The organism is Desulforamulus hydrothermalis Lam5 = DSM 18033 (assembly GCF_000315365.1).
Classification (GTDB): Bacteria; Bacillota; Desulfotomaculia; order Desulfotomaculales; family Desulfotomaculaceae; genus Desulfotomaculum; species Desulfotomaculum hydrothermale.
Window position 1 is genome coordinate 607,895 of record NZ_CAOS01000003.1, and the last position, 22,867, is coordinate 630,761.

19 protein-coding genes are annotated in these 22,867 nt (G+C 57.0%); 2 read left to right on the plus strand and 17 right to left on the minus strand.

The window, feature by feature from the left end:
* Positions 1–2: 2 nt before the first annotated feature.
* The gene (locus DESHY_RS03850) at positions 3–1,091 is read right to left on the minus strand and encodes a glycosyltransferase family 4 protein (RefSeq protein ID WP_008410547.1); all 1,089 of its coding nucleotides are present in this window, start codon (positions 1,089–1,091) and stop codon (positions 3–5) included.
* A gap of 174 nt (positions 1,092–1,265) precedes the next feature.
* A complete protein-coding gene (fabZ, locus tag DESHY_RS03855; protein ID WP_008410549.1) occupies positions 1,266–1,694 on the minus strand; it encodes a 3-hydroxyacyl-ACP dehydratase FabZ in 429 nt (142 codons plus the stop codon).
* Positions 1,695–1,896: 202 nt separating this feature from the next.
* Between fabZ and DESHY_RS03860 the strand changes: the two genes are divergently transcribed.
* On the plus strand, positions 1,897–3,573 hold the full coding sequence (locus tag DESHY_RS03860) for an FAD-dependent oxidoreductase (protein WP_008410551.1): 1,677 nt from the start codon (positions 1,897–1,899) through the stop codon (positions 3,571–3,573).
* A 54-nt stretch (positions 3,574–3,627) separates the two neighbouring features.
* Positions 3,628–3,927, plus strand: coding sequence for a hypothetical protein (locus DESHY_RS14085; RefSeq protein ID WP_162470931.1), 300 nt, complete (start codon positions 3,628–3,630; stop codon positions 3,925–3,927).
* Here DESHY_RS14085 and DESHY_RS03865 read toward each other — a convergent pair.
* From DESHY_RS03865 to DESHY_RS03935, 15 genes are all read right to left on the minus strand, one after another.
* Positions 3,885–4,451, minus strand: coding sequence for a hypothetical protein (locus tag DESHY_RS03865; RefSeq protein WP_008410552.1), 567 nt, complete (start codon positions 4,449–4,451; stop codon positions 3,885–3,887). The genes DESHY_RS14085 and DESHY_RS03865 overlap by 43 nt on opposite strands.
* Before the next feature lie 186 nt (positions 4,452–4,637).
* Positions 4,638–5,645, minus strand: coding sequence for a hypothetical protein (locus DESHY_RS03870; RefSeq protein ID WP_048817839.1), 1,008 nt, complete (start codon positions 5,643–5,645; stop codon positions 4,638–4,640).
* Positions 5,635–7,077: a phosphodiester glycosidase family protein gene (locus DESHY_RS03875; protein WP_008410555.1), complete on the minus strand. Its 1,443-nt coding sequence runs from the start codon at positions 7,075–7,077 to the stop codon at positions 5,635–5,637. The genes DESHY_RS03870 and DESHY_RS03875 overlap by 11 nt, the downstream gene beginning before the upstream one ends.
* Before the next feature lie 79 nt (positions 7,078–7,156).
* Positions 7,157–8,275, minus strand: coding sequence for a polysaccharide pyruvyl transferase CsaB (gene csaB / locus DESHY_RS03880; RefSeq protein ID WP_008410557.1), 1,119 nt, complete (start codon positions 8,273–8,275; stop codon positions 7,157–7,159).
* Positions 8,268–10,199: a DUF5693 family protein gene (locus DESHY_RS03885; protein ID WP_008410559.1), complete on the minus strand. Its 1,932-nt coding sequence runs from the start codon at positions 10,197–10,199 to the stop codon at positions 8,268–8,270. The genes csaB and DESHY_RS03885 overlap by 8 nt, the downstream gene beginning before the upstream one ends.
* Positions 10,200–10,345: 146 nt before the next feature.
* Positions 10,346–12,481 (minus strand): sensor domain-containing protein, encoded by a 2,136-nt coding sequence (locus DESHY_RS03890; protein ID WP_008410561.1) that lies wholly within the window; start codon positions 12,479–12,481, stop codon positions 10,346–10,348.
* A gap of 76 nt (positions 12,482–12,557) precedes the next feature.
* Entirely contained in the window at positions 12,558–13,736 is a 1,179-nt protein-coding gene (locus DESHY_RS03895; protein WP_008410563.1) for an iron-containing alcohol dehydrogenase, read from the minus strand.
* 128 nt (positions 13,737–13,864) lie between these two features.
* Positions 13,865–14,359: a YwgA family protein gene (locus tag DESHY_RS03900; protein ID WP_008410565.1), complete on the minus strand. Its 495-nt coding sequence runs from the start codon at positions 14,357–14,359 to the stop codon at positions 13,865–13,867.
* Positions 14,360–15,700, minus strand: coding sequence for an HD domain-containing protein (locus DESHY_RS03905; protein ID WP_337999083.1), 1,341 nt, complete (start codon positions 15,698–15,700; stop codon positions 14,360–14,362).
* 117 nt (positions 15,701–15,817) lie between these two features.
* Positions 15,818–17,815, minus strand: a complete 1,998-nt coding sequence (locus DESHY_RS03910) for an FAD-dependent oxidoreductase (RefSeq protein WP_008410568.1) — start codon at positions 17,813–17,815, stop codon at positions 15,818–15,820.
* A 102-nt stretch (positions 17,816–17,917) separates the two neighbouring features.
* Positions 17,918–18,733, minus strand: coding sequence for a polysaccharide deacetylase family protein (locus DESHY_RS03915; RefSeq protein ID WP_008410570.1), 816 nt, complete (start codon positions 18,731–18,733; stop codon positions 17,918–17,920).
* Positions 18,734–18,746: 13 nt separating this feature from the next.
* Positions 18,747–19,838 (minus strand): acyltransferase, encoded by a 1,092-nt coding sequence (locus tag DESHY_RS03920; RefSeq protein ID WP_008410571.1) that lies wholly within the window; start codon positions 19,836–19,838, stop codon positions 18,747–18,749.
* Between the two features lie 34 nt (positions 19,839–19,872).
* Positions 19,873–20,460 (minus strand): stalk domain-containing protein, encoded by a 588-nt coding sequence (locus DESHY_RS03925; RefSeq protein WP_008410573.1) that lies wholly within the window; start codon positions 20,458–20,460, stop codon positions 19,873–19,875.
* A 52-nt stretch (positions 20,461–20,512) separates the two neighbouring features.
* Positions 20,513–21,766, minus strand: coding sequence for an LCP family protein (locus DESHY_RS03930; RefSeq protein ID WP_008410575.1), 1,254 nt, complete (start codon positions 21,764–21,766; stop codon positions 20,513–20,515).
* Between the two features lie 281 nt (positions 21,767–22,047).
* Positions 22,048–22,803, minus strand: a complete 756-nt coding sequence (locus DESHY_RS03935; RefSeq protein WP_008410577.1) for a WecB/TagA/CpsF family glycosyltransferase — start codon at positions 22,801–22,803, stop codon at positions 22,048–22,050.
* Positions 22,804–22,867: the final 64 nt, after the last annotated feature.

Sequence of the window (22,867 nt, forward strand, 5' to 3'; positions counted from 1 at the left end):
CCCTACATTTTCGAGGACCGCTGCTGCAAAGTCCGGCTTGCTGCTACAGAGGCCCGGCCGGCCTTACCGATGACGCCTATCTTGTTGGCGGCCACAATCACCGCCACCGCCAGCATGAACAGCAGCAGCACCGCCTGGCTGGTGGTCAGCATGGTGAGAATTACCGCACTGATGCCAAGCACCAGGTTAATGGCATAAATGGCCAGCACCGTTTGCTTGTGCGACAGGCCCAAAGCCATCATCCGGTGGTGCAGGTGCTCCTTATCCGGCTGGAAAATGGGCCGGTGGCTCTGGTAGCGGCGCAAAATGGCAAAAAACACATCCAGCAGGGGAATGCCCAAAATTACCATGGGAATAATAACCGAAATGGCGGTGGCGGCCTTGGCCACACCCATTACCGCCAGCACGCTTAAAGCGTAACCCAGGAACATGGAACCGGTATCCCCCAGGAAAATGCGGGCAGGGTAAAAGTTATGCCGCAAAAAGCCCAGGATAGACGCCGCCAGGATGAGGGCCAGGCCCACCACTTCCAAGCCGGCCCCGCCCAGCAGGCCGGCCTGCCGCCAGGTCACCGCCGCCAGGGTCAGGGCGGCAATAAAGGAAGTGCCGCCGGCCAGGCCGTCCAGGCCGTCAATCAGGTTAATGGCATTGGTAACGGAAATAATCCAAAAAACGGTTACCGGAACCCCCCAAACACCCAGTTGCACCAGGTGGCCGTTAAAGGGGTTGGTGATAAACTCCACTTGAATACCAAAGGGCACCACCGCAGCAGCAGCGGCAATCTGCCCTGCCAGCTTGACTTTGGCGGGCAGCCCCCGGGTATCGTCCAGGATGCCCAGCCAAATAATCAGGCAGCCGCCTGTGAGCAAACCAATTATTCGGTTATCTAACTGACCAAACAGCAAAACGGTCGCCGCAAAAGCAATAAACACAGCCAGGCCGCCCAGGCGGGGCATAATTTTGCTGTGCACCTTGCGGTGATCCGGCCGGTCCACCGCGCCGATACGAAATGCAACCCGGCGCACCAACGGGGTAACACCAAGGGCAATAACCAGCGCCAGGCAGACAGCTATGGGTAAAGAGTTAAGCACGATTTATCCCTCCATTGGGCTGCCATGTCAAATCTTATTTATTCTACCCCAACAGGTACAAACGTGTACAGTAAGAAAAGAGGCCGCAAACCTTGAGATAGACCCAAAAAAACCTTTGACATGACAACAAAAGCGTTAACCTGACAATATGGTTAAAATTCGCCTCGCCGCTTGTTATTGCTGCCCCATAGCAAACATTAGTTCCGCTTCCGCAGCCAATTCTTCTCCCACATAGGCCCTGGCCGTACTCTTGCCCACCGAACCGCGCAATTTCAGCACCTCCACCTCAATGCGCAGGGTATCTCCCGGCAACACCTGCCGGCGGAAACGGGCCTTATCGATGCCGGCAAAAAAGGCAATACGGCCGGCGTATTCGGGCATACTGAGGATGGCCACCGCCCCCACCTGGGCCATGGCTTCAATAATTAAAACCCCGGGCATTACCGGGTAGTTGGGGAAATGGCCCTGAAAAAAGGCTTCGTTGGCCGTAACATTTTTTATCCCCACAACTCTTTTGCCCTGTTCCACTTCTAAAATACGGTCCACTAACAAAAAGGGGTAACGGTGTGGTAAAATTTGTTGTATAGCGTTAATATCCAGCATGTCAGCCTCCGGTTTGAATGTTTATACAGGGTTGTTTTCGCCAATATTATAGTGATTCCTGCCGGAAAATACAAGTTTTAAGGATATTTCATGTGCTGTAACCGGTGCTTCGACAAGTCGCCGGCAGGGGATCATAAAACCGCCTCGACACGGAAATATAATTTGAAAGCTGCCGGCTTTTGGTTATGGGAGGGTTTTGGCTATGAGAAAAATCTTGCCGGTTTTATTGCTTGTTTTGCTGCCGCTGCTGGGCTACGGGTTGTTTGCCTTAAGCCAGGTGCTGCGGCCGGATGTGGTGATTATCGGCGCCGGTTTGGACGGCTGCGCCGCCGCCCGCAGCGCAGCGGCGGCAGCACCGGATAAGAAAATTTTGCTGGTGGTAAACGACCCCGTACCGGAGCTGGGCGGCCTGGCCACGGTAGGCGGCCAAAACTTTACAGACATCCGCCTCTGGCAGGGCCGGCTGGTTACCCAGGGCTCCTTTGGGCGCTGGTATGCCCGGGCCGGGCAGTTTTACAATACCGGCCGGCTGGCGCAAATTATTAAAGAGGATTTAAGCCGGTTCCCTAACTTAAAAATTCTTTACGGCCATGACATTGAGGATGTTGTTGTGCAAAACGACCTGATCAAGGAGGTGCGGCTGCGCAAGGTTATCCGGCAAGCCAGCGGGAAAACGGTGTGGGCCGAGAACCGGCAAAGGGTTAAAGGTAAGATTTTTATTGACGCCACGCCGGACGGCCGCTTAACCCGGTTGGCCGGCAATCCCCTCAGCACGGGCCGCCGGGATTGGCCGCCGCAGTTCCTGCCGGCGGACGAAAGAGAGGTTGCCCGGCAGCAGGCCGCCACTTTAATGTTTCAGGTTACCGGCGTGCAAACACCGCCCCGTCCTGCCCAAATCGGCGACTGGGAATTTGTGCGGGACGCCAAAGGCAGCTGGGGGCTGGCGGGGGGCAAGCAGGTGTTTGCCGGCAACCCGCAGGTCATTGCCTTTAACGATAAATACGGCCCCCAGGGCTTTGCCATCAAACCCGTTAACGCCGCCAGCAACGGCCGGGACAGCCGGACCTGGTGGGTTAATTGCCTGCTGGTTTTCCATGTGGATGCCCGGGCCCATGACCGGGACGCCGGCAGCCGGCGCTACCCGTCCGACACGCTGCCGGGGCATTTAACCACCGACCAGGCCTGGCAAAAGGCCCGGCAACTCCTGCAGAACCCTGAATTTTTGCAAGCCCTGCGGCAGTTTAAAGTGCAGGACCCGGCCAGCGGCCGCTGGTACGGCTTTGGGGAAGCCTCGCTGGTGTTGGACAGCCAGGGCCGGCCGGTGGTGGGCCAGGTTTTATATATCCGGGAATCTGTCCACAGCCCGCTGCGGCAGGCGGCAGGCCCCGGCAGCGAGAATACCGGGTTTGCGGTTACCGCCCGGCAAGCCCAGGGGGCCGGGGCGGCCGCCGCCCAGGGGGCGGATGCCGGCCATTACGACCGGCGCATCGGCCTGGGCTACTACATGATGGACATTAATGCCTTTTGCCCCGGCGATCTAAAGGCTGCCGGCAGCTATCGCTGGCCGGTTACCGGGCACCTGCGGCCGGACTGGCTGGCGGCCGGCGGCGAGCCGGTTAACCCGGTTTACCTGCCCTTCGCCGCCCTGCTGCCCGCCCGCACCGAAAACCTGCTGGTGCCGGGCTATGCGGCCGGCATTTCCTCCTTTGCCTGGGCGGAGCTGCGGGTACTGCCCAATCTGGCGGTGCTGGGTGATGCAGCCGGTGTGGCCGCTGCCCGCAGCCTGGCCGTTCACCGGACGCCCCGCCGGTTTACCGGGGCAGACATCGCCTGGCTGCAGCAAAAACTGGAGCAATTCGGCGCCCGCCTTGATAAATAAAGCCGGGCAGCTGTGGCTGCCCGGCTTACTGTCGGCAAACCTTACCGGTGGTTTATGATCCCCTTTAGCTCCGGTCTACGCACCGACAGCACTATGATTCGCTACGGTCGCCATTGGGGTCGCCTCAAACGGGCCATCCTGGCCCGGTTCGGCTGGCGCCCACGTCCTGTGGGCGCCACCCCAATGGCTACTTCGCTCATCAAGTGCTGTGACCGGTGCTTCGACAAGTCGCTGGCAGGGGATCATAAAACCACCTCGAATTTTTTTGCAACATTTGTCAGCAACCAGGCCAAGCCAGAAGCTGCCCGGCTTTATTTGTTCTTTTCCAACACGGCTGTCAGCTTGGCCTTGTAATCCTCATATTTTTCCACCATATACTTCTGATACAGCTCTTTAACTTGCTCATCCGTCAGCGGCTTCAACTGCTTGGTTTCGGCATCCATAACCCCTTCGGTGGCCATAAAGATAAAATTATTGACAGCGGTGCGCAATTTATCCCCGTAGGCCAGACCCTCCTGATAGACGGCCTGGTTTTTCTTGTCCTCCGGGAAGCTGTTAACCTCCATGTGCAAATCGTATTCCTTAATTAAACCCCTGACAACCCTTTTCGATTTTGTTAACTGCTGCATAAAATCTTCCCGGGTGGCCTGACCCTGCTGCCAGGCGCTAAATAACGAGCCGATTTTAGCATGCTCCGCATCCAGGCGGCCCAGCCATTCCCTTTCTTTAATGATCAGGTTTTGTACCGGGTCACCCTCCATCCTGGCCGCTTCTTCCGGTGTTTTTACTTCCACTTTGGTTTTGGATTGGCCGCAGCCCATCACCAGCAAGCCGGCAGCCATAATTAAAACCAGCCATAACGTTATTTTTTTTCTCACAAGATTATCACCTCTGCTGCCATTGTAACAATTTTGGGTTAACATAAAATTAACTGTCTTTAGCCTAAGTATTTGACAAGCTGCTTTAGCCTCCCTTGCTGCGAATAAACAACTTGGTTACCAGGTATCAAAGGCATTTCAAGTTATCTCAAGTTCTTCCCAAGTCATTCTCAAGTTATTCACTTTTTATTCCCAGGTTATGCCGGTTACCCGGGTGCGTCCGGTAACCATGGTGGCGGCAATCAATACGCTGCCGTCGTCCGCCGGCCGGGCAAACCAGAGGTCGCTGACCGCTGCGGTTTTATACAGATCGGCCCAGCTTTTGGTCTGCAGCACCCGGCCCCGGGGGTCAACGTAAAAAAGCAGATCCTGTTTCTTATCGGTTACCAGGGTGGTGCCGTCCGCCAGCCGCCGGGCATCCAGGGGCTCCCGCAGGGCAGGCTGGCTGCCGGAGGCAGCCGCCGGTACCGCTGCCAACTGCCAAACCACCTGCTTGGCGGGAGTTACTTCCAGCACCCGGCCGTTGCCGCCATAACCCCGGTCCACAATCAGGGTGTTGCCGTTGGCCAGGCGGTGGGCCCGCCAAGGGCGCACCAGACCGCCCGGCGTACCGGGCCGCCCGGGTTTGCCCGGGCCGTACTGCCACACCACCTTTTTCTCGGGGGTTACTTCCTGGATGGCAAAGGGCAGCACCACCAGGGTATTGCCGTTGGACAGCCGCTCCGCATAACGGGGCGCCTGGGCCAGGGAGGGCAGGGTGTACTCCCAGGCTTTTTTGCCTTCCCGGGTCAACTCCACCACCCGGGGCACATAGGGCGCTCCCGGTGCCCCGCTGTCCGCCACCAGGGTGTTGCCGTTGGGCAGCCGCAGGGCGCTGTTGGCCTGGATGCCGTAATATACCCACACTTCTTTGCCCTGGGCATCCACCTCAACCAGGCCGGGCTGCCAGGCGCCCACCCGGCAGAGCAGCAGGTTGCCGTTGGGCAGCAACTGGGCATGGCCCACCAGGTTGTGTGTGATGTTGGCAATATAGTCCACCGTCAGCCGGAACGGCTGCCGGTTTTCCGCCTGCTGTCCCTGCTCCATGAGAAATTGCTGCAGCTCCGGCGGTGTCTGCTCAGCCGCCGCCGCAGGCAGCACCGGCAAGACAAAACACAGCAGGCTGCAGATAATAATTCTTAGCTTATTGACCATCACCGCCGCCTCCCTCCGGGCTTTCAATGTACACGGCCTGCACCGGGGCGGCCTGGTAATTTACCCGGGCCCCCAGGGCTTCACTGACAAACCGCATGGGTACCATGGTGCGGCCGTTAATCACTTTGGCCGGCACATCCAGCTTAACCTTTTTGTTATTCACCAGTGCGGCGGTTTGGCCCACCGTCAGTTTAACGGTACAATCTCCTTTAACGGCGGTCACGGTTTTGCCGGCTTCATCCCAGGCCACAGCAACCCCCAGCCGCTCAAAAATCTTGCGCATCGGCACCAGGGTGCGGCCCTGTTCAATTACCGGCGCCACGTCTAAATACAGCCGCTGCCGGTCAACATATACCGGCATTTGCCGGATCACCAGCAGTCCGTTGGCCAGGGGCCGCTCCTTTTTATCGGAAGGGCTGTTCAGGATTTTGCCCTTAACCCAGATTTCGCTGGAACCGCCGCCGTCCAGGGCCACCGCCCGCCGGGCCCCCAGGTCAAGCATCAGGTAGGACAGTTCCTCCAGGGTTAACCCGGCGCTGCTTTCCTGGCGGCCGTCCACCACCACCAGCAGCACCTTCCCCTGGGCGGTGACTCCCAGGGCGGTGCGCGGCGCCGGCTTCAACAACTGGCCCCACAGCCCTTCCTGGAGCGCCTGTTCCACCGGCAAACCGTCTTCCACCAGCAGGGGGCCGGCGGATAAAGCATGGCGCAGGTTGCCCCAGCCCGCCGGCAGTTCTGTCACCACCTTTACTTTGGCGCCGGCCGGCAGGGACATCACCTGGCTGGCGGCAGCCCCGCAACCGCTCAGCACATAACCACCTGCCGGCGGCAAACTGCCGCCGGCCGGCTGCACCAAAAACAGCCCGCCCCCGGCCGGTGCCAGGAACACCCGGGCATCACCCGGCGCCGCCTGGCCATAGGCCCGGGAATACAGCACCAGGCCGTCGCCCGGCGCCCGCAGGTTGATGCCTTGCACCGCCAGCCTGCCCTGGCCGGCAACTTCCACAAACAGCTTGGGATTAAGGTAGCCCATCTTAACACTGCCGTCGTAGGCAAAGGCCAGGGAGGTGCGCAAAATATCCGAAATATACTCGGCTTGGCCGTCAATGAACAGGTTACCCACCGGCAAACCGCTTACCGTATCAAAAAAACCACCGTTAACAGCAGCCACTGCCCCGGTGCGTTCAGCCATGCTGCTGAGGGTTTCCTTGCTGCCCAGCACTTCATGGCCGGGCACCACGCGGATTTCGGTATTTTTTTGCAACGGGTTAACCTCCAGCACATAACCTTTTACAGGTTTGCCATCCCAGTTGGTTCGCTCAAAGGACCACTGACGGATACCCGGGGCCACCTGTTCGGCGGCTCCGGCCGGCACAGCGCACACAATAACAAACAACAGGCACAACAACAGCGGCCACTTGCTTAATTTCATAAACTACCTCCTGCAGGCAAGTCGGGGGCGATTCCCAGCTTGCAGGCAAGTTAAGAATCGTCCCTGACTTGTCTTTGTCTTATAGATATTTGGTGGGAGACCGCTGCAGCAGCTGCAGGGCCAGGGTGGCGGTATGCTGGGCCCGCCGGCGCAGGGGCGCCACCTGCCGCGCCAGCTCCTCCCGCACCTGCCAGGGCTCGCACAGCACCGCTTCCACCGCCTGCCACAAGTCGTCATAGCTGGGGTTGTCGGCTGTGGTGGCGGCCGTGCGGCCCAGCAGCCCCATAAAGCGGTCAATCTTGGGGTCGTAAGAAACCGCCACCGGCGGCACATGCATAACCGCCGCCAAAATCAGGGCGTGCAGCCGCATGCCGATCAGCAAATCCATATTGGCAATCAGGCTGGCCATCTCTGCCACCGAATAGCTGCCCTCCAGTACGGTGGCCGGCTGTTCCAGCAACTCTGCCACTGCCCGGGAGGCCGCCAGGTCGTCCGGGTAATGCATGGGCAAAAACACCACCTGGTAGCCCAGCCGGCTCAACTTGTCGCAAACCTCCGCCAAGGTTTTTTGGTAGGCGGTCAGCTCCTGCCACTGCCGCACTGACACGCCCACCAGTTTTCTCTCAATGGATAAATCCAGCCCGGCTGCTTCCAAGACGGCCCGGCCGAGGGCTTTGTCCACAAATTTTTCTTCCAGCCCCAGCACCGGGTCCGCCGTAACTTCAACGGGCGGCCGGCAGACGCCCATTTCCAGCAAATCCTGCCGGGATAATTCATCCCGGACGGTAATGTAATTAACCCGGTTGGCCACCAGCCGCATGGCCAGGCGCCCCAGCCGGGAACGCACCGGCCCGATGCCCTGGGCGTAAAAGAAAACCGGTTTGTCCAGCCGCCGGGCCAGCCAAATTACCCCCAGGTAATAAAGCAGGCTTTTCAGGCCGGTAACATCCTGCAGCAGGCTGCCGCCGCCGCTGAGCAGCAGGTCGCACTCCTTGAGGGCCCGGTAAACCTGCAGCGGCTGCCACCGGTTGGCGGCGGTTACCTGGTAAATCTCAGCGGTTTTTTCCGGCCGGTGGGACAGCACTTCAATGCGCAGCCCGATGCACTGCTCCCGCAGGGTTTTTAAGATGCTGAACAGAACCGCCTCATCCCCCAGGTTGTCAAAACCGTAATAACCGGATATGACTACTTTAGCCATGGTACACCCCTCTCCCGTAACGGTACACCAGCTTAATCAAGCAATACGCCGCCAGCCCCAGCCCAATGCCCAGCCAGATGCCGTGGCCCGCCCGGATGAGGGACACCGCCAGCGGGGTGTGAATGTGGGCAAAGGTATTGACCAGGGAAGCCTGGCCAATGACCCCCAGCAACAACAGGGGCAACAGGCGGTTATCCCGGTAGCCGTACAGCAACAGCAGCAGCAAAGCCGGGTGCCCCAGCAGGAATTCTTTGGTGCGGGGCCGCACCCCCAAAATTTGGTCCAGCAGGCTGCGGAACTGCAGCTCCAGGCCGCTGACCGGCAAGGCCTCGTTGCCGGTGCGGGCCACATAAACCGCCACTGCCACCGCCATCAAGGCGCCCGCCAGGGCCACCCCCAGCAGGACAGGCCGCTTCAACAGCCCGGCCAGTTTGTCCGGCAGCCCTTCGCCCTCGGCCGCCTGCAGTGAAAAATACAGCAGCACCGGCAGCAGGGGCACCACATGGGCCAGTTTTACCCCGGCAAACTGGTCCAGCTTCAGCATAAAGGCGGCATCCGCCAGCAGGCCCACCATAAACAGCGCCCCCAGCAGGGAAACCAGGCAAATGCTTACAAAGTGCCGGATCGCCGCCCCCGGCGCCAAGCCCCGGGGGCCCACCAGGGAAATTACCGACAGGCTGGGGAAAATAATTACCGACAGCAGCGCCATCAGCTTTCTGGCCAGGTTTAAATCAACATACAGGGCGGCCGGCCAGAGCAGCAGCCAGGCCGCCCCGACAAAGGGCAGCAGCCTGGTCAGCTTCAGTTTATCCAGCAACAGCAGGCCGCCGGCAATTACGCCCAGACCGCTGAGCAGCACCAGCCAGCGGGAAACCGGCACCGGCGGCAGGTCCGCAGCGGTTCCCAGCGGCAGCCCCTCGGCCGCCAGCCGGTCTGCCAGCCGGTCAATAAACTGCAGGTTGCCGCTCAGCAGGTCACCGCCGGTTAACCAGGGGCGCACCAGCAGGATGCGGTGGTTCCGCTCGGCGGCTGCCAGGGCGTAGCGATCCAGGGCCTCTGCCGGCGTCATTCGCTTCAGTTCGCCGGAGGGGATGGTATGCAGCCGGACAACGTTTTTGTCCAGCAGCAGGCCCACTTTGTTCAAGCCCAACTGGGGAAAGAATTCCACCTGTACCAGCGGCACCCCCAGCTGCTTGATTTGCGCCGCCAGCTCCGGCAGCAGGGCCGGGTAACCCGGCAAAGTGTCATCATTAAACATGACGGCCGATACACCCGGAATGTTGCGGTAAGATGCAAAAACTTTGTCGATGCCGGTTTGGGTTGCCCCCGGCCACTGGCGTACCTGCAGTATGACAGACATGCCCGCCTGCCGGGCATCCGCTATGGCGGTGGCAGGAAAACCCGCCCCCAGGTCTTTAATAGCTAAATACGGCGCCGCCACCTCAAAAGCGTAGGCAGAATCGCCCACCGCCATAAATTTTACGCCCGCCAGTTTGGCCGGCAGCTGTTCTTGCAGTTGCCGGCAAATATCCGGATCAAGGGTGATGATATAGGTGCTGTTTTTTACCGGGGCGGTTTTTTGCAGCAAACCGGCCAGCCAGGATGGAGCGGTGTGGCTGTTCTGCAGGTTTAACAGCCCCTGCCCGGTATAAATTTGAATGTCGCCGGCCAGCCGCAAATCATCCAGGGTGGGTTCCCGCAGCACCACCCCGGTAACGCCGTGCCGCCGCAACTCCTGCAACCCCTGCAGGGCCGTCATACCCTTTAAGCCGGCCAGCGAGCTGACCTCGTCATAGTTAAAGACCAGCTGCACCCGGGTATGTTCCCTTTCCACCATATAGCGCTGCCAGAAGGCCACATGGGCCGCCGCCAGCACAGCCACCGCCAGCAGCCCCCACAGGCCGTAACGCCACCACTTGGACAAACTATCTACCTCCTCTGAGAAAGTCCTTATCTATTATATCTCGCTCAACAAACCGGCACAAATAAAGCCGCATCATGGCACGGCACATAAGGAAACAAATCTTGCCGGTTCTTTGTGATCTGTTGTTTTATGAAGGGTGCGCCACTTTATCGGTTAGGCGGTTGGGGGCGCCCCAGCAAATAACCCTGAAAATGACGGCAGCCCATGTCCTGTAAGGCCGTCAACTGCTGCCTGGTTTCCACCCCTTCAGCCACTACAGCCACCGACAGGCTTTCCGCCATCAACAATACTGCCCGCACAATGGCAGCACTTACCTGGTTATTTAAAAGGTCAGCCACAAAGGAACGGTCTATTTTGATAATGTTCACCGCAAAATTTTTTAAGTAGCTTAATGAGGAGTAGCCGGTGCCGAAATCGTCCAGTGCCACTTCTACCCCCAGTCGTCGAAGGCCGTTAATATGTTTTATGGTTTGCTGTAAATTGCGCATGGCCGTATTTTCTGTAATCTCGATAATTAACCGGCCAGGCGGCAAACCGGTTTCACGCAATACCGACGCCACCTTGTCCACCAGGTTGGGCTGGGCAAATTGTAAGCCAGACATATTAACCGCCACCTGCACATCCCAGTTGGCGGCCTGCCGGCAGGCCGCTTGAAGCACCCAGTCGTCCAAGGGCAAAATAAGGCCGGTTTCTTCCGCTACCGGAATAAACTCAGCGGGAGAAATACATATCCCCCCAGGACGCTGCCAACGCAGCAGTGCCTCCCGGTATACCTCTCGTCCCTGGCGATCAAGCACCGGCTGGTAAAAAAGCGTAAACTCCCGTCCCGCCAACCCTTGGCGCAGGGCCTCTTCCAGTTCTAATTGCCGCTGTACCGTTTCTTGCAGCTCCGGCGTATATAACCGGTAACTGTTGCGCCCCTGTGCTTTGGCCCGGTACATGGCCAGGTCGGCGTTTTTTAGCAGAGTTTGTACATCTTTGCCGTCATCCGGGAATAAAGCAATACCAATGCTGCAGGTCACATGCAGTTGGCTGCCCATGACATTAAAGGGTCGCTGAAAGGTTTGCAGCAATGCCTCGGCATATTCCACAGCCTGCTGCGGCACCGTCAGATCAGGCAATATAATAATAAACTCGTCGCCTCCCAGGCGGGTCAGCATACCCTGCCGGTTTAAAAGCCCCAACAGCCGTTCCCCCACTTGTTTGAGCAATTCATCGCCTGCCGTATGCCCCAATGTATCGTTGGTCAGTTTAAAACGGTCCAAATCCAAAAACAGCACCGCCAAACAGCTGCCCAGCTGTTCCGCCCGTTTAATTTCCCGGGCCAGTTGTTCGGTAAGACTTAAACGGTTGGGCAACCCGGTCATGGCATCGTGGTAAGCCAAAAACTTTACTTTTTCTTCAAAACGCTGCCGTTCGGTAATATCCTCGCCGATGCTGGCCGTTCCTATGGCTCTGCCTTGTTCGTCATATAAAATTGTATTATTCCAGTAAATCAGCCGCTGTTCGCCCCGGCGAGTAAGGATAGAGTTTTTAAAATTGGTTTCTATGCAACCTTCCTTAATGCATTGGCAAAACCTGCCTGACATTAGTTGCCGCTCTGCGGGCAGGATAAATAATTTGAAATAATCTTGCCCTAAAACCTCCTGGCGTCGCCAGCCGGTTAAGTTTAAAAAGAAATCATTGATGAAAACAATCTTCCCCTGTTGATCCAGCAACACCGCCAGCAATTGGATATTCTCCAACAGGTTGCGAAAACGCCGTTCCCACTCAGCCAGTTGCCTTTCTCTTTCTTGCATCAACACATAATTCTGGCGCAGTTCCTCTTCGGCGGCGGTTAGTTCAGCAATGGTTTCTTCCAGTTCTTCATTGACGGCGCACAGTTCCTGTTCCATGGCATGTCGTTCAGAGATATCCCGGGCAATCGCCACCAGGTAGCTGTTTTCTTGAAACCGCAACAGCCGGGCCTCAATCTCCAGCACCCTGGGATCCGACGCCTGGCTGCCCTCGGATGGGTTAAAATAGTGGATAAAGCGCTGGACATAAGGCTCTCCCCGCTCCCAGGCAACACAAGCCTCCTGCCAGACAGGCAAGCAGGCCAAACCAGGCAACTGGGGTGCCGTTTTTTCGTAAAAAGCACTCATCTCCAACTCCAGCAAAGTACAGGCCGCCTGGTTGACATCCACAAAACGCCAATGGGGCGCTTCCAGTACCAGTATAGCCTCCGACACTTGATCCAACAGCGCCCGGAAGCGCTCACTATCTTTTAAATGCTGCTGCAACTGAGGATAATAATTTTTTCGCTGGGAATGTTAGCCCAACCCCGCCAACTGCAAACGCAATTGTTGTAAAAGTGCTTTATTTTGATCTGCAGGTTCTACCATAACACACCTCTAAATCTGACCTGGTCAACCAACAGGGATTGGTCAACAGGCAGGGATCCTGCTCTGCCCGATCGGCTAACAAAGCAATTTCCTGCACCTGCAAGTTGCCAAGGTTGTCTGTGGTTATACCAAGGCGTTGTCTAACATCATGCAAATATTGCAGCAATGCCGGCAGCACCAAGCCTTCATCCTGCTCCGGCCGCCAGCAGCCCAGGTGCACGGCTACCTCCCGGTAACGTGCCGCTGCCGCCGCATAATTAAACTCAACTACACCGGAAAGGAGGGTTGCCACACACTGGCCGTGGGGTAAATCCAGCCAGCCCCCTAAGCTGTGGGCCAGGGCATGGGCTGCCCCTAAAGAAGCGTTGGAAAAAGCCGCTCCGGCGTAAAAACTACTCAACAGTAAATCTCCTCGCACAGTTTCACTCTCCCGGTACTTGTGAAAATTCTCGATGGCCCGTGACCACCGGCGCAGAGATTGAAAAGCAAAAACATCGGTCAGAGGCGAAGCCAGGCTGGAAACAGCTGCCTCAACAGCATGTACCAGAATATCTGCAGCGCCATAGGCTGCCATAGCCATTGGTACGGTTGCCAGGGGTTGCTGATCTAAAAAAGCGGCATCCGGCACCAGGGCTTTGCTTACCAGCACATATTTATGACGGCTTATTTCATCAGTAATAACGGCAAACTGTGAAATATCAGCCGCACTGCCGGCAAGTGTGCAAACAGCCAGCAGCGGCGGCAGCGGTCGCAATACCTTATTAATACCCGCATAATCTAAAACATGTCCGCCGTTACTGACCACTGCACCAATTCCTTTGGCGCAATCTATCACGCTGCCGCCTCCCACTGCCAGAATACCTTGACAAAACTCCTCACTGTAGCAGGTCGCCCCGGCCATTACCTCGGTGACCCGGGGATTGCTGCTGAGCCGGCGGAATACCGTAACATGAAAGCCTTCTTTTTGAAGCGTATAATGCATCTCCTGCCCCCAGCCGGCCTGCCATACCCGCTCGTCAGTCACTAATAAAACCCTTGTCACCGCCAGTTGTCGCAGGTACTGGCCCACCAGCAAACGGCAACCGCTGCCCCCGAATATCTCCGGCAGCAAAAGCTTGTAAAGCTCCTGGTTTGGTATTACCTCCCTTTCCATGACTAACACCTCCTCTGCCAGGTATGGTACATTTTCTTTAATATGTAAGAATATGTAAGCGCTTGGTGCAAAGCCAAGCGCCACTTTAAATCTGTTTTTAACAATTTAACAAACATGCTCTTAATTTTTTATTGTAAAAAGTTTTTCTCATAAAAAGCAATTGCCTCATCAATGTGCTTTTGCAAATGCGGTTTTAGTTCTAAACATTTTTCCTTGGCTGCGGCCGCATCATAACCGGCGTCTATGAGAAAAGCAAAGGTGCTGACCATCTCCAAAAACTGTGAGTTTTTCTCAGCCAAAAGATTAACCAAAGTCTTCTTTATTTCAAATTGATAATGGAGACATTCAGCCAGTTTCTCTTTAAACCTGCGTCCCTGATCCGTCAATGAATATACATAAGTATCGTTTTCTTTTTTCTCCGCTAAAAACCCATTGTATACAAGGGAGTTTATTTCCGACTGCAGTTGAGCAGAATAAGGGCCGTAATGATGATACTCGTACTTAAAAGGAAAAGCTACTCCACCTTTTTTTAGTAAATGCACCATTTTCTGTAACTTTTTTCGCCCATGTATTTCACCAACCTGGCTAAATAAATTCAGTAACTTAAAAGCAGCATCAAACATTTAAACATCACCCCCAAAAATTTCTTTTTTGTATTCCTCAGGTACAAATAACCTTTCAATATGTATCTTTTTGTTTCTGATTTGCCTAATCACGTCAGATATGTCGGAAAGTTCCTGCGCTTTTCCTTTCCGGTCAAATAAAAATATCTGTTCTGAAGCTTCTTTCTCTGTCTGTTGCTCGTCAATTTTGGGTTCAAGCAAATAAGGATCTTTATAAGAACTAGTACTTGCCTCGTCTCTTAATATTAAATAAGATTGCGGGATGCCTGTTTTGTCGGCCACCCGGTTAGCCTTTTCAACCAGTTCAAAAGGATCAACCTTTTGCGTAACGGCTTTATACAGTTTTCTTGTAATAATTCTTTTGCATAAATTTTTTAAAATCGGATCATCGTTTTGCTGCCACAAATAAATGTAATGCCAAAAAGTATCATCTGTTAATTCAAGATATTTATTTAAAGTGTGGTCAGAGATGCCGTCGCTTAAAACTAAGTTTAACCCTTCCGGCAAGATATTTTGTTGCTCCTTGTGCAGCTCCAGGGCCCTTTGAAATATTTTATTTGCCATAAGTTCAGCACTTTTGGTAGTTTTATGGAAATATACATTTATATACATGTAATACCGAGCCATTACAAAATCCTCAGCAATGCTTTGCCCCTTTTCCCTATCCAAGCCTATTTCTATATCTTCGTTAATTTTGCCAATCCTTAGTACGTTCAAAATCCATTCTAAATCAAAACTGCCATAACCGGCACCTGTCATTTTTGAGTCACGAAGCAAGTAATCCATCCGATCTGCATCCAGTTGACTGGATAGAATCTTTACCGCAGCTTTTAAATGATGGGTGCGTTGAATCATCTCTGCCACATCGTGAGGATTAATACCATGCGCAGTCAAAACTTGATTGACTTCTGTTTTTCCTTTAATTATTTTTTTCGTCCATTCTTCGTGAGGTATATGGGTAATATGTTCTAAAGCATGGGAAAAAGGGCCATGGCCAATATCATGCAGCAACGCAGATGCAACAATTAGCAACTTGCGATCAATAAGGTCTTTGGCAAAGCAGCGATCTGCCTTAACATAGCTTATCTTTTCAATAAATCTTTTAGTTAAGTGAGCCACTCCGATAGAATGAATAAACCGAGTGTGTTCAGCCCCGGGGTAGGTGAAGGAAGAAAAGCCAAGCTGTCTGATGCGGCGCAGTCTCTGAAATTCCCTGGTGTCAATTAAGTCCAGCAGCACTTTTTCTTCCGCTTTGTCAAATAAAATTATATTATGAACGGGATCCCTTATAGCCTTCACATTGTCACCACCGGCAAATACCAGTTTTTTGTATCTTATCACTAAATAATGTAACTTGACAAGGGAATGCTTTACGCAGCTCGCCTAAATAAAACGCCCCCTGGCACCAGGGAAGCGTTTCCGGCATAAGTAATACCAACTTGTTAAACACAGCCTTGTTTACCGGCCGGCGGTGCCCTCCCGGTCGAGCCAGCGGGCAAAGTCGCGCAGCAGCATGTAACCGGCGCCCACCGTAACAACGCCCCGGTTTTCCTGCACCCGCTTAATAATTTGCGGATCCCAGAAACCCTGGGCCGTCAGGTAATCGTAAGCCTCGGCCTTGTTGAACCGGTGGCCGGTATAGCAAGCCAGCATGTAGGCCACATCCGGCAGGGTCAGTTCGTTGCCCTCGGCATACAACAGGGGCGGCTGCTGCACCGGCGCCCCGGCCAGCCGGGCCACCCAGTGCAGGCCGTTAATAAACTGGGTTTCCGGCATATCTTCATCCAGCCGGTAGTTGTTGCTGTAGCCGCCGGCGGCCAGGCCGTAGCGGCGCATAAACTTCAGGCCCTCATAGGCCCAGTGGCGGGTTTCCGGCGGCGGCGGCAGCGGCTTGGCCTGCAGCGCCACGCCCTGGGCCATCAGACGCTCTTGCAACTGCTTAACCAGACCGGCATCCTGGGCCAGCCGGGCAAAGGAAACATCCGCCTGCAAACTTAAGGCGGCCGCCACCCCGGCAGCCTGGCCGGTGGCCATGCCCACCGGTATAACCCGGGCGCTGCCGTGGGCCAGGGAATCAAAGCCGGCCGACCGCCCCACCACCAGCAGGTTGTCGGCTCCCCGGGGCACCAGGCAGCGGAAAGGCACCGCATAGCGGACCGGTACGCCCACCACATTGCCCCGGAAATGCGGGTCGGTGGCCTGGATGTCAATGGGATAAGAGCCAAAGGCAATGCGATCGGGAAAATCCCGGTTTTCCAGCACGTCATCCACCGTTAAGCGGTACAGCGCCTGGATGTGGCGGGTTTCCCGCACATACAGCTCCGGGGCGGTGGCCGCCAGCCGGGCGTTGTGCAGGCCCGGCACGTGTTCTTTAATATACTCGACAATGCGGGGCAGCTCCTGCCGGGCCAGGGCCACCGCCTGCCGGCGATCCTCCCGGCGCAGCCCGTCGATGCCGTACACCTGCAGGGCATTAACCAGCACGCTGCCGTCCCGCTGCCGCCCCAGGTTAAGCCCCCGCATACCCACCTGGGACAGCGCCGGCTGATAATCCTTCATTATATTATCAAAGCCCCAGGCGCTGTGCCAGTTGGCGCCGCTGTGCCGTTCCGCGCTGTCCGGCGGCGCCTGCAACCGCCTGCTGTTCAAATGCGCCATCAGGCGAACCCAGTTAGCATTGCTGATGCCTTCCAGCTTGAACACCAGGGTCACCGCCATCACCTTGTGCGGGTTGCCCAAATCCTCCTGCCCGTAGGTAAAGGGCACGCCCGCCGCCGCCGCCAGGTCGGCGTCCTGGGTGGCGTCTATCAGCCGCCCGGCCAGGATGTTTTTGACACTCCGGTCTGCCAGCACCACCTGCACGCCGTTGAGGGCCGGCTGCGCTCCCGCCGGCCGGCCGGCCACAGCCGGCTGCCGGGCCGCCAGGGGCAGCACCTCGTCGGCAGCCAGCTCAGGCGCCGCCGCCGACTGGCCGGGCCGCCGCAGGGGCCGGGGCACGCCGTCAACAATGGGGAACACCGCCCTGGCGCCGGGCAAAACATCCAGGTTGGCCTCCCGGTTAACCAGGCGGTGCAGCACATTGGCGGCGGTAATCACATCAAAGGAATCTCCTTCCACACCGGCAAAAAACTCCTGGAAAATACCTTTATTTAAAATTTCTTTATCCGGCCCGTAATTCATATCCAGGCTGTTCAGCCAGCCCCGGGTCATCAAGCCCCCCAGCACCGGCCGGGTATCTACCAGCAGGGTTTTTTGCCCGCTGCGGGCGGCTGCCACTGCCGCCGCCACCCCTTCGGGATCTCCCCCCACCACCAGCACATCGTAACTATCCTTAACGGTGCTTTGTTTAAGGGGCACCACCTGTCGCTCAGCCTGGCGGCCGCCCGCCAGCCAAAGCAGCGCCGCAGCCAGCAGGGCTGCCGGCAACAGCAGCCACACCTTGTTTATCTTGTTCATAAATTAAGGTCACCCCTCTAACATTATGTAAACTGCCTGCCGCCTGCTGTAAAAAAAGCGCCTGCCGATATAGCCGGGCGCTTTTTGAAAAGGGCAACTTGTTTAGTCGGGCAGGTATTTTTGCAGCAGCTTGGCCAACTCTTGCACATTAATCTTCTCATCCCCCACTGCCACCCGGGGCAAACTCAGCGGGTTCAGGCCTTGTTGCACCGCTCCGGGATAAAGGGTGAAACCCAGGGCAAAACCCTCCTGCCGGGCCAGCTGCAGCAAAGGCCCGTCCCAGTGCCCGTAGGGAAAGGCAATGGCATCCACCGGCCGCCCGGTATGGAAGGCCAGCACATCCCGGGACAACTGCAGGTCATCTTGCACCTGCCGGGCGGGTTCCGCCAGCAGGGCAGACTTTTTGCCCACCAGGTAATGCATATTATATGTATGCGACTGGAAGTCCACCAGCCCGCCGGCCGCCAGTTCCTTGACCTGGGCCCAGGTTAATTTGGGTATTTCGTTGGGCGAATTGCTTACCTTGCCCACAATGGTAAACATAACCGCCGGAAAATTATACTGTTTCAACACCGGAAAGGCATGCTCGTAAAAGGAAGCATAACCGTCGTCAAAGGTTATCAGCACCGCCCTCCGGGGCAGCGGCTTGTTATCAGTATGCCCCTGGGCCGGCCCTTTCAATAAATAATCTTTCAACTGCTGCAGGCTGATCACCTGGTAGCCCTGTTCCTTTAAATACTTCATGTGTTCGGCAAACAAAGCGGGCGAAATGGTGGAGCTGGTTCTCGGCCGGGGGTCCAGGTGGTGGTAATTCAGCACCAGCACCCGCCCCTCGGCCGCCGCTGCCGGGGCCGGGGCAGCCGCCAGCCAGCAGCACAGCAACAGGCAGGTTAAGATGCGGCTGATCATGTTTGGCATACACTCTGACTCCTTATGTATTAAATAATCCGCTGGGTCTGGTTTGGTTAACGCCGTACAGCAGGCCGGCCAGCGCCGTCCTCTCCAGCAGCCGGGTAGTCAACCAGGAAAGGACGGTTACCGCCGCCAGGCCGCCGGCCACCGCCAGGTGCAAGGCTGCCGGGCTATGGGGAACCACCAGTTTTTGCCACATCAGCAGGTAAAAGGGGTGGATCAGGTAAATGCCGTAGGAATAACGCCCCAGCCACCCGAAGAAGCCGACTGCCGGGCCCCCGGCCGCCAGCCGGCGGGCCAGGAAAATAACTGCTGTACCCAGGGCGGTAACATACAGGGCCCAGGCCATTTGATAATAAAAGGTGCTTATTTTTACCCCCGCCAATATGGCAAAATGCCGGTTCAGATAAAAGGCCCCGGCGGCGGCCGCCAAGACCAGGCAATACAGCCGCCGGCGCCGCCACCAGGCGTCCCAGCCGGCAGTGTTGTAGCCCAGCCAGAGGCCGCAGCCAATGGGCAGCCAGTAGCTGAACAGCAGCGACCCGGTATAAGTAAAATGCTGGTATAAGTACAGCCGGTTCAGCCAGTAAAAGGCCACCTGGCCGGCGCCAAACAGCAGCAGCACCGTCAAAAAGCCCGGCTGCCAGGCCCGCCACCAGCGGTGCAGCAGCGGAAACAGCAGGTAAAACTGGATGACCACCGATAAAAAATACAGGTGGAAGAAACCTTTGCCAAAAATATACCACAGCAGGCCCTGTTTTAATGAAAAATAGGGAATGTCATGCAGCACCCAGAAGCGCAGGGCTAAATAAAGGGTGGTCCAGACCATAAAGGGCAGCACCGCCCGCCGCCAGCGCCGTCGGTAAAACTCAGCCAGGCAGAGGTCGGCCTGGCCGCTGCGGTAGGCCAGCACCAGGGCGCTGATCATCAAAAAGAGGGGCACTGCAAACTGCATTCCCCGGTTAAGCAAGGTATAGAAAAAATGCTCGCCGCTGCCCGGCGCCAGCAACCGCAGGGGCAGGCCGCTAATATGAATCAGCAAAACAGCCAAAATGGCCATGCCCCTGGTTATCTCAACGGCCGCCAGGGACGGCTTGTCGGTAACCTTCATAAAAATTCTCCCGCACTCAGAATCCGCCCGGGCTTTAATACACCAGCAGGCTGTACAGGGGCAACAGCCCGGCCACCAGGCCGGGTACCCAGGCCCAGTTAACCTGCCCCGCTGCGGCCTGGCCGCCATCGCCCGGCAGCGGCCCGGGTTCGCCGGCGTAGGAAAGCTGCAGCGCCCGGGCTGCCTGGTTATAGCTCACCCGGTAGCCAAACTCCTGCGCCACCTGCCGGGCCGGCAGGTAAACACGGTTTTCCTGCAGCAGGGGCGCTGCCTCCAGCTGCCTGACCGCGGCCCGGCCGCCCCGGATGACGGTGTAAGAAGACCGGTTCAGGCGAAGCACCAGTCCGCCATCGCCCTTTCTTAACATCAGCAGCCCCTGCCCGGAGCCGCCTACCCACTGTACTTGCACCCCCAGGGCCTCGCCCAGGTAGCGCAGGGGCACATAGGTACAGCCGCCGCTGACAAAAGTTTGGGCTTCCATGGGCTGCGGCTGCCCGTTCAGCAGGTAAACCTGCCGGCCCACCGGAAAAACCGCTTCACCGGCTGCCGCCGCTGCCGGCAGGCCAAATAAAGACATGCCCAAAAACACCAGCATTAACACATACTGCCGTAAACCTGGCACCTGGCAAACTCTCCTTTGCAAAGATTATGCAAGAACTGCTCCCGCATCGCCCTTAGAGGGGGGCGGCGGGCAGCCAGCTGCCGCTGCCGGATCCGCCTTCGCCGGCGGGGGCGGCAGGCGGCTGCTGCTCGGCGTTGTTGCTTTGCCCGGGTGCCGCACCCCCGGTTGGGTTAACAATGATCTGCACGCCGCTGTCAGCCTGTCCGGCGGGCTGCTGCCTGCCGGTTGCCGCATCCTCCTGCCGGTAGCGGGCAGTTCCCTCCCGGCCGGCCGTTTGCTTAACAGTGCGGTCAGCGCTCTCGCGGGAGGCGGTTTCTTTCGCGGCGGCCTGCCGGGCCGGGGTTTTGTCGTTAATGTTTTCCTCGCCCAGCACCACCTCATACACCTTGCCGTCCCGGATCAGCGACTCGGCCACCTGCCGGGCCTGTTGGGGATCCACACTCCAGTAGCTGACGCCGTTCAGGTTGAGGAACTTGCCCGGCATGGTTTGGGTGACAATTTCCACATTGCTTAAATTTTGGGCCGCCCGGGCCAGGGTAATCATCTGGGAGAGGCCCAGGTTGGTATCCAGGTACTTATTAATGGTGGGCACCAGCTTGGGCAGCTTGGTGATGGTGGAGGGCTGCATCATTTCCTTGGCCAGGGCTTTAAGAAACTTTTGCTGCCGCTCGGTGCGGGCCACATCCCCCAGGGCATCGCTTCTAAAGCGCACATACTGCAGCGCCTTGGCGCCGTCCAGCCGCTGCACCCCCGGCTGCAAGTCAATCTTGCGCAAATCCGGCTCATCGTAAGGGTCGTAGTGGTACATCCGCTTTTCCACATCAATGGTAACGCCGCCCAGGGCATCCACAATATCCCGGAAGCCCCGCACGTTAGTCATTAAATAATGGTCAATTTTCACTCCCGTCAGGTCAGATACCGTCTGCATCACCAGCTCCGGCCCGCCGAACACGTTGGCCGAGTTAATCTTGTCGTAACCGTGGCCGGGAATCTCCACCCGGGTATCCCGGGGAAGGGAAATCATGGCAATGCGGTTGTGCTCTTTATCCACGCTCACCAGGATGAGGCTGTCGGTGCGGGTGCGGGTTTCCCCCTGCCGGGCATCAATGCCCATGAGCAGGAAATTCATACGTTTTTTCAAAACATCCTCTTCCTTGGGCTCATCCGGCACCAGGCCCAGGGGGTCCCCCCCGTCAAACAGGAACTGGTTGGCCAGCACATAGCCGGTGCCGATCACCAGCACCAAAAAGGCACAAAACAGCATAAAGGGCAATATTTTCAGCTTTCTGCGTTTTCGGCGTTCCATGCTCGCACCTCTTTCAAATACAAAGTGGCATACCAAAGGTATTGTATCATTATTCAACGGCAAGATTCAACGCCAATAACAGGCACTTGGCCGGGCAGGCCGCCCGGCCGCCGGAATAATATTGTTATAATTCGACACCAAGGGTTAACCACCTGCATTTATTTGTTAATATAGACGGCGGCCGCCGCAAAAAATAACGCCCCGGCCAAAACTTTTCAGCCCAACCTTGCAGCAGCCGGTGTCGCGGCAAACTATGCCGGGCCACAGCAAAAAAGACCCCCTCACCGTCGAGGGGATCTTTTGGGGCAATAACTTGCTAATTTAAGGGCCAGGCACCGCCAGGCAAATTTGGGCAGCACCAGTTGCCGCCGCCAGCGGGAGGGTTCCTGCAGCAGGCGGCCCAGCCACTCCAACTGCAGTTTTTGCAGCCAGGGCGACACCCGCCGCACCCGGCCGGCAATGACATCCAGGCTGCCCCCCACCCCGATGGCCACCGGCACACCCAGCAGGTCTTTATGGCGGGCGATCCACTGCTCTTGCCGGGGCATGCCCAGGGCCACAAACAGCAAATGGGGCCGCGCCTCTTTAATTTGCTGCAGCAGGGCGGCTTCCTCGGCCGGCGTAAAATAGCCGTGGCGGCTGCCCACCACCTGCAAGCCCGGGTACTGCCGCTGCAGGTTAGCCGCCGCAGCCGCCGCCACCCCGGGCGCCGCCCCCAGCAGGAAGACCCGCCAGCCCGCCCGGGCGGCCACCGGCATTAAAGCCAGCATCAGATCAATGCCGGTAACCCGCTCGGGCACCGGTGTGCCCAGCAGCCGGCTGGCCCAGACAATGCCGGCCCCGTCCGGGGTAACCAGGTCGGCCCGGTTGACCAATTGCAGCAGTTCCGGTTCATGCTGGGCCCGGTAAAGATACTCGGGATTAAGGGTAATCACCTGGCAGGCCCGGTTCCCCTGGTTGATGAAAGAGGCAATTTTCGCCACCGTATCCTGCATGTTCAAGCCGTCTATGTTAGCTCCCAGAAGATTGATGCGCACGCCGTATCCTCCTGTCTTGTACAGGCACATTTAATAAATATCCTGGCCCATGGCCAAGGGAAAA

Excerpts from the sequence above, each read along its gene's own strand:
- fabZ (WP_008410549.1), bottom strand. The coding sequence starts at position 1,694 with ATGCTGGATATTAACGCTATACAACAAATTTTACCACACCGTTACCCC.
- DESHY_RS03860 (WP_008410551.1), top strand. The coding sequence starts at position 1,897 with ATGAGAAAAATCTTGCCGGTTTTATTGCTTGTTTTGCTGCCGCTGCTG.
- DESHY_RS14085 (WP_162470931.1), top strand. The coding sequence starts at position 3,628 with ATGATCCCCTTTAGCTCCGGTCTACGCACCGACAGCACTATGATTCGC.
- DESHY_RS03870 (WP_048817839.1), bottom strand. The coding sequence starts at position 5,645 with ATGGTCAATAAGCTAAGAATTATTATCTGCAGCCTGCTGTGTTTTGTC.
- DESHY_RS03875 (WP_008410555.1), bottom strand. The coding sequence starts at position 7,077 with ATGAAATTAAGCAAGTGGCCGCTGTTGTTGTGCCTGTTGTTTGTTATT.
- csaB (WP_008410557.1), bottom strand. The coding sequence starts at position 8,275 with ATGGCTAAAGTAGTCATATCCGGTTATTACGGTTTTGACAACCTGGGG.
- DESHY_RS03895 (WP_008410563.1), bottom strand. The coding sequence starts at position 13,736 with ATGGAAAGGGAGGTAATACCAAACCAGGAGCTTTACAAGCTTTTGCTG.
- DESHY_RS03900 (WP_008410565.1), bottom strand. The coding sequence starts at position 14,359 with ATGTTTGATGCTGCTTTTAAGTTACTGAATTTATTTAGCCAGGTTGGT.
- DESHY_RS03910 (WP_008410568.1), bottom strand. The coding sequence starts at position 17,815 with ATGAACAAGATAAACAAGGTGTGGCTGCTGTTGCCGGCAGCCCTGCTG.
- DESHY_RS03915 (WP_008410570.1), bottom strand. The coding sequence starts at position 18,733 with ATGCCAAACATGATCAGCCGCATCTTAACCTGCCTGTTGCTGTGCTGC.
- DESHY_RS03920 (WP_008410571.1), bottom strand. The coding sequence starts at position 19,838 with ATGAAGGTTACCGACAAGCCGTCCCTGGCGGCCGTTGAGATAACCAGG.
- DESHY_RS03930 (WP_008410575.1), bottom strand. The coding sequence starts at position 21,766 with ATGGAACGCCGAAAACGCAGAAAGCTGAAAATATTGCCCTTTATGCTG.